Annotated in this window: 12 protein-coding genes; 5 read left to right on the plus strand and 7 right to left on the minus strand. The window is 59.9% G+C overall.

The genetic code is table 11. The features are described 5' to 3' along the window. Positions 1–144: 144 nt before the first annotated feature. The 4 genes from upp to Q0903_RS02390 are packed head-to-tail and all read right to left on the minus strand — an operon-like array spanning position 145 to position 3,691. Complete coding sequence (gene upp / locus Q0903_RS02375) at positions 145–780, minus strand: uracil phosphoribosyltransferase (RefSeq protein WP_299024761.1); 636 nt, start codon at positions 778–780, stop codon at positions 145–147. Beyond that, positions 777–1,994 (minus strand): phosphopentomutase, encoded by a 1,218-nt coding sequence (locus tag Q0903_RS02380; RefSeq protein ID WP_299412538.1) that lies wholly within the window; start codon positions 1,992–1,994, stop codon positions 777–779. Before Q0903_RS02380 ends, upp begins: the two co-directional genes overlap by 4 nt. Beyond that, positions 1,994–3,298: a thymidine phosphorylase gene (locus tag Q0903_RS02385; protein ID WP_299412540.1), complete on the minus strand. Its 1,305-nt coding sequence runs from the start codon at positions 3,296–3,298 to the stop codon at positions 1,994–1,996. The genes Q0903_RS02380 and Q0903_RS02385 overlap by 1 nt, the downstream gene beginning before the upstream one ends. Next, entirely contained in the window at positions 3,299–3,691 is a 393-nt protein-coding gene (locus Q0903_RS02390; RefSeq protein ID WP_299412543.1) for a cytidine deaminase, read from the minus strand. It abuts the gene before it with no gap. A 176-nt stretch (positions 3,692–3,867) separates the two neighbouring features. Between Q0903_RS02390 and Q0903_RS02395 the strand changes: the two genes are divergently transcribed. After that, the gene (locus tag Q0903_RS02395; RefSeq protein ID WP_299412546.1) at positions 3,868–6,141 is read left to right on the plus strand and encodes an NADP-dependent malic enzyme; all 2,274 of its coding nucleotides are present in this window, start codon (positions 3,868–3,870) and stop codon (positions 6,139–6,141) included. A gap of 67 nt (positions 6,142–6,208) precedes the next feature. On the opposite strand, the gene Q0903_RS02400 is transcribed toward Q0903_RS02395, so the two are convergent. Then, the gene (locus Q0903_RS02400; protein WP_299024771.1) at positions 6,209–6,676 is read right to left on the minus strand and encodes a hypothetical protein; all 468 of its coding nucleotides are present in this window, start codon (positions 6,674–6,676) and stop codon (positions 6,209–6,211) included. A gap of 219 nt (positions 6,677–6,895) precedes the next feature. Here Q0903_RS02400 and Q0903_RS02405 point away from each other — a divergent pair, with 219 nt between their 5' ends. Beyond that, positions 6,896–8,788 (plus strand): propionyl-CoA synthetase, encoded by a 1,893-nt coding sequence (locus tag Q0903_RS02405; protein WP_299024773.1) that lies wholly within the window; start codon positions 6,896–6,898, stop codon positions 8,786–8,788. 52 nt (positions 8,789–8,840) lie between these two features. Here Q0903_RS02405 and Q0903_RS02410 read toward each other — a convergent pair whose 3' ends face one another. Next, positions 8,841–9,038: a CsbD family protein gene (locus Q0903_RS02410; RefSeq protein ID WP_299024775.1), complete on the minus strand. Its 198-nt coding sequence runs from the start codon at positions 9,036–9,038 to the stop codon at positions 8,841–8,843. A 178-nt stretch (positions 9,039–9,216) separates the two neighbouring features. On the opposite strand from Q0903_RS02410, the gene Q0903_RS02415 reads away from it, so the two are divergent. Genes Q0903_RS02415 through Q0903_RS02425 form a run of 3 tightly spaced genes read left to right on the plus strand, consistent with a single transcriptional unit; the run spans position 9,217 to position 10,798 of the window. Further along, positions 9,217–9,666: a hypothetical protein gene (locus Q0903_RS02415; protein WP_299024776.1), complete on the plus strand. Its 450-nt coding sequence runs from the start codon at positions 9,217–9,219 to the stop codon at positions 9,664–9,666. Further along, positions 9,663–10,238, plus strand: a complete 576-nt coding sequence (locus tag Q0903_RS02420; RefSeq protein ID WP_299412550.1) for a hypothetical protein — start codon at positions 9,663–9,665, stop codon at positions 10,236–10,238. The genes Q0903_RS02415 and Q0903_RS02420 overlap by 4 nt, the downstream gene beginning before the upstream one ends. Continuing rightward, a complete protein-coding gene (locus Q0903_RS02425) occupies positions 10,235–10,798 on the plus strand; it encodes an SCO family protein (RefSeq protein WP_299412553.1) in 564 nt (187 codons plus the stop codon). The genes Q0903_RS02420 and Q0903_RS02425 overlap by 4 nt, the downstream gene beginning before the upstream one ends. Positions 10,799–10,874: 76 nt before the next feature. Here Q0903_RS02425 and Q0903_RS02430 read toward each other — a convergent pair whose 3' ends face one another. Then, the gene (locus tag Q0903_RS02430) at positions 10,875–11,636 is read right to left on the minus strand and encodes an NAD kinase (protein WP_299024782.1); all 762 of its coding nucleotides are present in this window, start codon (positions 11,634–11,636) and stop codon (positions 10,875–10,877) included. Between the last annotated feature and the right edge of the window lie 98 nt (positions 11,637–11,734).

The following is an 11,734-nucleotide window of genomic DNA, read 5'->3' on the forward strand; positions in this document are numbered from 1 at the left end:
GTCGTCGCAACAATCGCCACAGTTTCGCCACATTATGCAGGAATTTCGCGTAATTACCTACGCCGAGCCGCAACATCTTGGGGGCAGAGCGGCGCTTGGCCCTATTCTGCCCCGAATCGTCGCCGCGATCCGTCCTGCCGCGCGTTACTTGGTGCCGAACATCCTGTCGCCCGCATCCCCAAGGCCCGGCACGATATATCCGACCTCGTTCAGCTTTTCATCGACCGAGGCCGTGACGATCGGCACATCGGGATGCGCCTCTTTCATCCGCGCAATACCTTCGGGCGCTGCCAGCAGACACAAAAAGCGGATATTCGTCGCCCCCGACTGCTTCAGCAAATCAATCGCCGCAACAGAAGAGTTGCCCGTGGCCAGCATCGGATCTACCGCAATCACCAAGCGGTCTTCCATGGCGTCAGGCACTTTGAAATAATACTGCACAGGTTGCAGCGTTTCTTCGTCACGGTAGAGCCCGACAAACCCTACCCGCGCCGAGGGGATCAATTCCAAAACACCATCCAGCAATCCATTGCCCGCACGCAAGATACTGATCAAGGCCAGCTTCTTGCCGTCCAGCGTTGGCGCATCCATTGCCTGCATGGGCGTCTCGATCCGCTTGGTGGTCATCGCCAGATTGCGCGTCACCTCATAGGCCAGCAACTGACTGATCTCGCGCAGCAGCTGCCGGAACACGGCCGTCGGCGTTTCGCGGTCACGCATAATGGTCAGCTTGTGCTGTACCAGCGGGTGATCCACCACAGTCAGATGTTGCTCGCTCATGTTATTGCTCCTTGATGTGTTGCGGGCACCCTTACCCCGAGATGGCGCGCAACAAAAGCCGCCACATCCGCAAATCCGATATGCCCGAGGCTGCCCGCCCCTACGCCTGATACCAGCACAGGCACACGCTCACGCGTGTGGTCGGTGCCGACCCAAGTGGGGTCATTTCCGTGATCTGCGGTCAGCACCATGATATCACCCTCACGCAGCTCGCCCAGCAATACACCAATTTCGGCGTCGAACCATTCCAGCGCGCGGGCATAGCCCGACACATCGCGGCGATGCCCATAAAGGCTGTCGAACTCCACAAAATTGGCGAAGGTCAGGCTGCCGTCGGGCGCGTCACGAACCAGATCACCAAGATGCCCCATCAGCTGCGCATCCGTACCTTTGCGCACCTCGTCAAACCCCTGCATCGAGAAAATGTCACCAATCTTGCCCACCGCAAACGTGGCACGCCCCGCGTCCTGCACCCAGTTGCTCAGCACAGGGCGCGGCGGCATAATGGCATAGTCGCGGCGGTGGGCGGTCCGTTCAAAACCGCGCGCCGCATCCCCCACAAAAGGGCGCGCAATCACACGGCCCACACGCTGCGCATGCAGCAAGGGCGCGATATCCGCGCACAATTGCAACAACCGCTCCCGCCCGAATGTCTCTTCATGCGCGGCAATCTGAAACACACTATCTGCCGAAGTATAGCAGATGGGCCAGCCACTGCGCATATGCTCTGCGCCCAACTCCTCAATAATCGCGGTGCCGGGCGCGTGACAGTTCCCGAGGATACCGTCCGTCCCAGCTGCCTTGCACACAGCGGCGACCAGATCGGCATCGAACGAGTCCTCAACCCGCTCGAAATACTTCCACTCCCACGGCACGGGCAGTCCCGCTAACTCCCAATGGCCTGACGGGGTATCCTTGCCCCGCGATATTTCTGTTGCGGCGCCCCATGTGCCATAAATATCCGCATCCAAATCAGCAAGTTCCAGACCGCTCGCATCTTCCAGCGCGGCCCCGATCCCGAGGCTGGTCAGCGTAGGCACGCGCAGCGGCCCGCTGCGCCCTTCCTCAGCCAGACCCTTGGCACAGGCAAGCGCGATATGACCGAGTGTGTTGGCGCCCGTATCAGGAACATCCCCGTTGAAAAATGTATGCTCATCCGGCGCGCCGCCAATGCCCACCGAATCCATCACCACCAAAAATGCCCGCGCAGTCATCAGGTTACATGCTCCAATATCAGGTCAGGCAACCGCGCAGGCCCCTCGCCCAGCGTGATCGCCGCGCGCACGGCGGCAACTGCACGGTCGGCCTGCATGGGCCGCGCGGCATGTACCACCGCCAGCGGCTGGCCTTTTTCAACCCGCGCCCCCAGACGCACCACATCCGACAGACCCACCGCTGGGTCAATCCTGTCGCCCACGTTCAGCCGTCCACCGCCCAAGGCGACAACAGCACTGCCAAGGGCGGCACCGTCCATGCCCAGCACAACGCCTGCTTCTTGTGCGGTCACTTCACGCATCACCGTCGCTTCGGGCAGGAACCGCTGCCATTCCTCGACAAAACGTACAGGACCGCCCAGTGCAGCAATCATCGCGCCGAACCGCTCGGCGGCGGCACCGCTGGCGATGGCCTGCCTGATCTGTGCAGCGCCCGCATCGCCGTCCCGCGCCAGCCCCGCGCCCGCCAACAGCACACCGCCCAGCGCCGCGCAAAGGTCAACAATCGGGCCAGCGCCACCACCGCACAGCACCGCCATCACCTCGGCCACCTCCAGCGCATTGCCAAGGCTCGGCACAACAGGCTGGCTCATATCCGTGATGATCGCACGCGTGGGGCATCCAGCGGCATTTGCCGTGCCCACCAGCGCCTGCGCCAACTTCCGAGCAGCACCGATGTCTTTCATAAACGCGCCAGAGCCCGTTTTGACATCCAGCACCAGTCGATCCAGCCCCGCCGCCAGTTTCTTGCTGAGGATAGAGGCCGTGATCAGATCCAGACTGTCCACGGTCGAGGTGACATCGCGCACCGCATAAAGCCGCTTGTCCGCCGGAGCGATATCGCCCGTGGCGCCCACTATGGCACAGCCAACCTGCCCCACAACCGCGCGCAGCCGCGCCTCGTCCAGCATCACCCCTACGCCGGGGATAGCCTCCAGTTTATCCAGTGTGCCACCGGTGTGGCCCAATCCGCGCCCCGAAATCATCGGCACATAAGCGCCGCAAGCCGCCAGCGCAGGGGCCAGCACCAGACTGGTGCAATCGCCCACCCCGCCGGTGGAGTGTTTATCCAGCACAGGCTTGTCCAGATCCCACGCCAGCACTTGCCCCGAGGCGCACATGGCCTGCGTCAGCGCCACGCGCCCCGCCTCATCCAGCCCGTTGCGGCAGACCCCCATGGCAAAGGCCCCTGCCTGCGCATCATTCAGGCTCTGATCTGCCAGCGCGCCCGCGATCCATGTCAATTCCTGCGCATCAAGCGCCACATCATGGCGCAGTTTGGCCAGTATTGTTTGCGCGTCCATTCAGCCCCCCAGAAACGATGGGTCAAAAGCACCGGGCAACAGCCCGGCGATGCTCAGGCACCGCTCAACCCCGTCAACGGTGGCCATAGTCACAACCACATCGCCTGCCCCGAACTCTGCCAGCTTTTGTCGGCAGCCGCCGCAGGGTGTCACAGGCAGCGGCGATCCCGCCACCACATAGGCTTCGGTGAACACGGTTTCACCCGCGGCTACCATCGCAGCGATTGCGCCCGCCTCGGCACAAGTGCCTTCGGGATAGGCTACATTCTCGACGTTACAGCCACGATAGATCGTGCCAGACGCCCCGCGCAACGCGGCCCCTACCTTGAAATTCGAATAGGGCGCATGGGCGTTTTCCCGCACCGCCATGGCCGCTTGCCGCAAATCTGTCACGCTGGTCTCCTCACCGATTGGCTCTCTACCCTAGCCTTAGCTGCGCACAGATGCGAAGGGTTTTCCGCATGAATTTTCCCAGCAGCAGCGCAAAGACAACCACACCTTCATAAATCTGCGCTAGCGTTTCCAGAGCAATAGTTTAATATTAAACTAATATCCGCAGGAGGCTAAAAATGACCGATAATGCCAACACACGTCAGGCCGCGCTAGACTATCACGCGCTTCCCAAACCCGGCAAATTAGAGATCCGCGCAACCAAGCCCTTGGCAAATGGCCGCGATCTGGCCCGTGCCTACAGCCCTGGCGTGGCAGAGGCCTGTATCGAAATCCAGAAAGATCCCTCTACCGCCGCTCTGTATACGTCCCGTGCGAATCTGGTGGCGGTGGTGACAAACGGCACAGCCGTTTTGGGTCTTGGCAACATCGGCGCGCTGGCCTCCAAACCCGTGATGGAGGGGAAGGCCGTATTGTTCAAGAAATTCGCAGGTATAGACTGTTTCGACATCGAGGTAGACCAGTCCGACCCCGAAAAACTGGCCGATATCGTCTGCGCGCTGGAGCCCTCATTCGGCGCCATCAATCTCGAAGACATCAAAGCCCCCGATTGCTTCACGGTTGAGCGGATTTGCAACGAGCGGATGAACATCCCCGTTTTCCACGACGACCAGCACGGCACAGCCATTGTTGTGGGGGCTGCGGCCACCAACGCGCTGCATGTGGCAGGCAAGAAATTCGAGGATATCAAAATCGTCAGCACAGGCGGCGGTGCGGCGGGCATTGCCTGCCTCAACATGCTGCTCAAGCTGGGGGTCAAGCGTGAGAACGTCTGGCTGTGCGATATTCACGGGCTGGTCCATGAGGGCCGCGAAATCGATATGAACCCGATCAAATCAGAATACGCCCAAAGCTCCGATCTGCGGACGCTGGACGATGTGATCCATGATGCCGATCTGTTCCTCGGCCTGTCGGGTGCCAATGTTCTTTCCGCCGATATGGTCGCCAAAATGGCCCCGCGCCCGATCATCTTTGCACTGGCAAATCCCAATCCGGAAATCATGCCAGACGCCGCCCGCGCCGTAGCTCCTGACGCGATCATCGCCACGGGCCGCTCGGATTTTCCCAATCAGGTCAATAACGTGCTGTGCTTCCCCTTCATCTTTCGCGGGGCGTTGGATGTAGGGGCGACCACCATCAACGACGAGATGAAGATCGCCTGTATCGAAGGCATCGCCGCCCTTGCCCGCGAAACCACAAGCGCCGAGGCCGCCGCCGCGTACCGTGGCGAACAGCTGACCTTCGGGGCGGATTATCTGATCCCCAAACCCTTTGATCCGCGCCTTGTAGGCATCGTTTCTTCCGCCGTGGCAAAGGCCGCCATGGAGACAGGCGTTGCAACCCGCCCCATCGCCGACATCGAGGCCTATAAAGCCAATCTCGACAGCTCGGTCTTCAAATCCGCGCTGCTCATGCGGCCCGTGTTCCAAGCCGCCCGCGCCACCTCCCGCCGCATCGTCTTTGCCGAAGGCGAGGACGAGCGCGTGCTGCGCTGCGCCCAAGCCATGCTGGAAGAAACCTCCGAGCGGCCCATCCTCATTGGCCGCCCCGAAGTGATCGAGCGGCGAATGGAACGGGCAGGTCTGACGCTGAAGCTGGGGCGCGATCTGGATGTGGTGAACCCCGAGAACGATCCCCGCTACCGCGACTATTGGGAGACATATCACAGCCTTATGGCGCGGCGCGGCGTCTCGCCCGATATTGCGCGCGCTGTGATGCGGACAAACACCACTGCCATTGGCGCGGTCATGGTCCACCGCGAAGAGGCCGACAGCCTGATTTGCGGCACTTTTGGCGAAACCCGCTGGCATCTCAATTACATCGGTCAGGTGCTGGGCCGCGACGGCCTCGCGCCGCACGGCTCGCTTTCCATGATGATCCTTGAGGACGGGCCGCTCTTTATTGCCGATACCCAAGTCCACCAGCACCCGAACCCCGAAGAACTGGCCGAAATCGCAATCGGTGCCGCGCGCCATGTCCGCCGCTTTGGCCTGACACCGAATGTCGCCATGTGTTCGCAATCGCAGTTCGGCAATCAGGGTGAAGGATCAGGGAGCCGCCTGCGCAAAGCGATCCGGATCCTCGACGAAGGCAACCATGATTTCTGCTATGAAGGCGAGATGAACATCGACACGGCGCTTGATCCCGAATTGCGCGCCCGCCAGTTCCCCGGCAACCGCATGGAAGGGCCGGCTAACGTGCTGATCTTTGCCCACGCCGATGCCGCATCAGGCGTGCGCAATATTCTGAAAATGAAGGGCGGCGGGCTGGAGGTTGGTCCCATCCTGATGGGCATGGGCAACCGTGCCCACGTCGTCTCCCCCTCGATCACTGCGCGCGGGCTGCTGAACATGGCAGCCATCGCAGGGACGCCCGTGGCGCAATACGGCTAGGCAATACAGATACAAAAACCGCGCCAAATCTGGCGCGGTTTCAATAACTCTGGCTGTTGGGTCGCTCTTACAGCGGGCTGATACGCCCTGTCAGCGCACGGCTGGGTGAATATGACCCTTTTGGCGCGTGAATGGTGATCAAATTGCCCTTGATCGCAACCACACCGCAGCCCGCATTTTTGGGCCGCTTGATTGCTTTGCGCCCGTCTTTTCTGCGCTGTGCATCGCGGAAACGGCGGTTAGGGTCCTCAAGACACAGCAGGTTGCCGCGGACTTCCCAATGGCTCAGCGACTCACGCGGGTAGCGTCCGTTGCTTTCCCACGTCGATTCGCCCGAAGGCAGCATTTTTACGATGAACTGAGTCGCCTGCCCCTTGCGGGGCTTGGTATCCATCACAGGGCGCAGCACCAGTTTGGTGTTGGTCAACCGCTCGGTCAGCGCGTCACCGGCCAAAACCCCGTCAGGATATACCGTCTGCGTACACCCCGCCAACAACAGACCCGCTGCCGCTACAAAGGCAAAAGAAATCTTCATCGTGTTTCCCCCCAAGGAAATATTTACTTTCAAAGCCCTAGCAGAGGCTCATCTGCAAAAGGTGCCAGCTTTGCAACAGCGGAGCAACCCCGCACGGTCTGTAATTACACAAAGCAGGGCAGTAAATTATTTTACATCGAAGCTTCCGAAATTGCGTATTACTCTTGCCGCCACGGCGCACCTGCGCCACCACTTGTGCAAATTCAGGGAGGATATCGCATGGGTTATGCACAGGTATACAAGGCCGCAAAGGACGATCCAGAGGCGTTCTGGCTGGAACAGGCACAGGCCATCGATTGGGTCACGCCGCCCCAGCGCGCGCTGTTCGACAAAGGCGGCGATCTGTATGAATGGTACGCGGATGCGCAGGTAAACGGCTGCTACAACGCCGTAGACCGCCACGTGGAAAACGGCCGCGCCGATCAGGCCGCCATCATCTATGACAGCCCCATCACAGGCACCAAAGACACCATCACGTTTGCCCAGCTGCAAACCCGCGTTGCTGGCCTTGCTGGGGCGCTGGTGGCGCAAGGCGTCACAAAGGGCGACCGCGTTATCATCTATATGCCCATGGTGCCCGAAGCGATCGAAGCCATGCTGGCCTGTGCGCGCATTGGCGCCGTGCATTCGGTCGTCTTTGGCGGTTTCGCTGCAAACGAACTGGCCGTGCGCATCGACGATTGCGCGCCCAAGGCGATCATCGCCGCCTCATGCGGGCTGGAGCCGAACCGCACCGTGCATTACAAACCCCTGCTCGACGGCGCGATCGACATGGCGACCCACAAGCCGGAAGCCTGCATCATTCTACAACGTGAACAGGAGATCTGTGAACTGGTCGAGGGCCGCGATATCGAATGGCACGCAGCCATTGCCGCAGGTTCACCTGCCGATTGCGTGCCCGTCGCAGGCAACCATCCCGCCTATATTCTCTATACTTCTGGCACGACAGGCGCGCCCAAAGGTGTTGTACGCCATACGGCGGGCCACCTCGTCGCACTCAACTGGACGATGAAGAACATCTACAACGTCGATCCCGGCGATGTTTTCTGGGCCGCCTCGGATGTGGGCTGGGTCGTCGGGCATAGCTATATCGCTTACGGCCCCTTGATCCACGGCAACACGACCGTTGTGTTTGAGGGCAAACCCGTCGGCACCCCCGATGCAGGCACTTTCTGGCGCGTGATCTCGGAACATAACGTGCGCAGCTTCTTCACCGCACCAACAGCCATCCGCGCCGTAAAACGCGAAGACCCCAAAGGCCTCGAGGTCAAGAAATACGATCTAACCTGCCTGCGCGCCCTCTACCTCGCGGGCGAACGCGCCGATCCAGATACAATCATCTGGGCGCAGGATGTGCTGGGCAAACCAGTATATGACCACTGGTGGCAGACCGAAACGGGCTTCACCATCGCGGGCAACCCTGCAGGGCTTGAGGCACTGCCCGTCAAGATCGGCTCTCCCACCGTGCCGATGCCGGGCTATGATGTGCAAATCCTCGACGAGGCAGGCCACCCCATGCCCGCAGGAGAGCTGGGCGCGATTGCCGTGAAACTCCCCCTGCCGCCTGGCACGCTGCCAACGCTCTGGAACGCCGAAGACCGCTTCCGCAAAAGCTATCTCACCACTTTCCCGGGGTTTTACGAGACAGGCGATGCAGGCATGATCGACGAGGATGGATACCTCTACATTATGGCGCGCACCGATGATGTGATCAACGTGGCGGGCCACCGCCTCAGCACAGGCGCGATGGAGGAAGTCCTCGCAGGTCACCCCGACGTGGCCGAATGTGCCGTGATCGGCGTCAGCGATCCGCTCAAGGGTCAAGCGCCGATGGGCTTTGTATGCCTTACCAATGGCGTGAACCGCCCCCACGCCGAGATCACTGCAGAATGTGTCAAGCGCATCCGCGACCAGATCGGCCCCGTTGCAGCCTTCAAACTGGCGCTGGTGGTGGACCGCCTGCCAAAAACACGCTCAGGCAAAATCCTGCGGGCGACCATGGTCAAAATCGCCGATAGCGAGGATTTCAAACTCCCCGCCACGATCGACGATCCCGCCATTCTGGACGAAATAAAAACAGCCCTACAGGCCATTGGCTACGCCAAGGGATGAACGAAAAAGGCGGCCCCGCAAGGGACCGCCTTTTTCATGTCTGTGGCGGCCCTCAGAGGCTTGCCATAAACTCGTCGACCTCTTTTTTGGCCTGCTCTTTTGTCTTGCCGTATTTTTCCTGAATACGCCCTTCAAGCTCTTCGCGGTTGCCCTCGGCCTTGTCCAGATCGTCTTCCGTCAGATCGCCCCATTTCTGCTGCGCCTGACCTTTGAATTGCTTCCAGTTACCTTGAATCGTGTCCCAGTTCATAACGGGTCTCCAATCTATCTGTCTGTGTTTCCAACTCGTCCAATGCCGCTGTGCGCACAGCCAAGCTGCTTCACCTATCCAACGTGACACAGCCGCGATGGTTCCATCATTTCAAAACAATCCTTGCAGCAGCAGCGTTTTCGGCCTTACGCTGCGTCTACATATTAGGAGCATACGCATGCGATTTTCTCTCGGCCTCTGCGCCGCACTCTTCTTTGGCGCAACAGCGGCCCACGCAGCCGACCCCGAGCGTATTCAGGTCAAAGGTGAAGTCATCGACACTTGGTGTTACTATTCTGGCGTCATGGGCGGCCCTGACGCTGTCGTAGGCACCGCACATCACACCTGCGCATTATGGTGCAGCGCAGGCGGTATTCCCGTCGGCATTCTTGGTGAAGACGGCGAGGTTTACATGGTCCTGAAGGTCGGCAAAGACGACCAGTCTGCAGGTGGCGACACAACCCTCAAATTGGCCAGCTACAATGTGACCGCCGACGGGATGCTCTACGAGCGTGACGGCATCAAATATATCGTTGTGGCCGATGTGATCGCCGAAGACACAATCAGCAATCTCACCCATGAGGACTACGGCCCCGTTCCTGGTTTTGCTATTCCGGAGCCGAAATGATGATGAAATTTCTAGCCCCCCTCGCCGCCCTCGCTTTTGCCGCCCCTCTGGCTGCACAGGACTTCTCCGAAAACTCCGAAGCCAGATCATGGGATCTATATGCCGAAGTTCCCGCCCGCTTTGATGCAAAGGTCGTGGATCTTTTGTGCGAACTCACAGGCGACTGCCCCGAAGATTGCGGCGCAGGCAAACGCCAGATGGGTCTGCTGCGCAGCGCAGATAACGTGCTGGTACTCGCAATGAAGAACAACCAACCCGCCTTCACTGGTGCCGCGGTGGAGCTTGCCCCGTTCTGCAACCAGACCGTCACCGTGGATGGCTTGCTGATCGACGATCCCGACCTGAATGCCAAAAACATATACCTCGTCCAGATGATCAAGGCCGAAGGCACGGACGATTGGGTCAAAGCAAACAAATGGACCAAGGAATGGGCCGCAGCCAATCCTGATGCAGCAGGCAAAGGGCCGTGGTTCCGCCGCGATCCGCGCGTTCAGGCCGAAATTGCACGCGATGGCTATCTCGGCCTCGGGCTGGAGAAGGACGCGGCCTTTATCGAAGAGCATTTTGAATGATCCGTACGGCCTTCACGCTTTGCGCTATCTTGTCCGCATCTTCTGCCCATGCAGAAGCGCCCCTGCCTTTTGCAGTGGGCGGCGCGTATGAGCTGACCAACCAGCACGGCCAGACCCGAACCCAGATCGACCCCGACGGCCTGCCGCAGCTTGTCTTTTTCGGCTATGCCAACTGCCCTGGCATCTGCTCGGTGGCGATGCCGCTGATGGCAGATGTGGTGGACGATATGGCACAACGCGGCCAGACCGTGCGTCCCGTGATGATTACCGTGGACCCTGCCCGTGACACAGTCGACAATATGGCCGACCCGCTGGCAAATTTTCATCCCGAGTTCATCGGCCTGACAGGGGCGCAGTCCGCTCTCGATGCTTCCTATGCCGCTTTCAACGTCGAGCATAAGCTGGCCTACAATGATCCCGAATATGGACCCGTCTACAGCCACGGATCATTGATCTATCTGATGGACAGCACAGGCGATGTCCTCACCGTCCTGCCGCCCGTGCTCGATGCCAAACGCGCAGCAGACATCACATGGAAATACATCAAACCCGCAGGTTAAAGACAAACCGCCTCACCAACCCACGCTTCTTTTCTTTTCCTTTAAACTCAATCCCGCAGTCAGACCCAAACGCGCCCTAGCTAAACTGCTCCGAAATCAGCCGCTCTTCCAGTCCATGTCCCGGATCAAACAAGATTCTGTGTGATATGCTCGGCTCCGAGCGTATCTCGACGCTGGCCACATCGCGGTAGCTGGTCCCGTCTGCATCCGCCATCACAGGGCGTTTCTCAGCCTCCAGCACATCAAACCGCACAGTTGCCGTTTTGGGCAATAATGCACCGCGCCAGCGTCGCGGCCGAAATGCCGCCATCGCAGTCAACGCCAATACATCCGCCCCGATGGGAAGAATCGGCCCATGCGCACTGTAGTTGTAAGCCGTCGATCCCGCAGGTGTCGCCACCAGTGCCCCGTCGCACACCAGCTCTTGCATCCGCAGCCGCGCATCTACCGTGATTTGCAATTTCGCCGCCTGCGGCCCCTGCCGCAACAGCGCCACTTCGTTCAGCGCCAGCGCGTGTGATATTTTTCCGTCTACATGCGTTGCCTTCATGGACAGTGGATTAATCACCGCCTCCTCGGCCGCTGCCAACCGCGCGCGCAGATCATTCTCCACATAGGTGTTCATCAAAAAGCCGATAGTCCCACGGTTCATACCGTAAACAGGCGCAGGCAGCTCTTGGGTCTCGTGCAGGGTTTGCAGCATAAACCCGTCCCCGCCCAATGCCACAATCACATCAGCCTGCGCTACAGGCACATCCCCATAGCGCCCGATCAATGCCGCCCGCGCGGTCTGCGCCACAGGCGTGCGGCTGGCCAAAAAGGCAATTTTCTCAGGCATTGTGTTTCCGATCCGCACCGTGTTCCACCCAGAGAACCACAAAAGCCCCAGTGGCACCAGCACCCCCCATGCAATTTGCCCGATGCGGCAAAAAGACG

The sequence above is a fragment of the uncultured Sulfitobacter sp. genome, assembly GCF_947502895.1.
Taxonomy (GTDB): domain Bacteria; phylum Pseudomonadota; class Alphaproteobacteria; order Rhodobacterales; family Rhodobacteraceae; genus Sulfitobacter.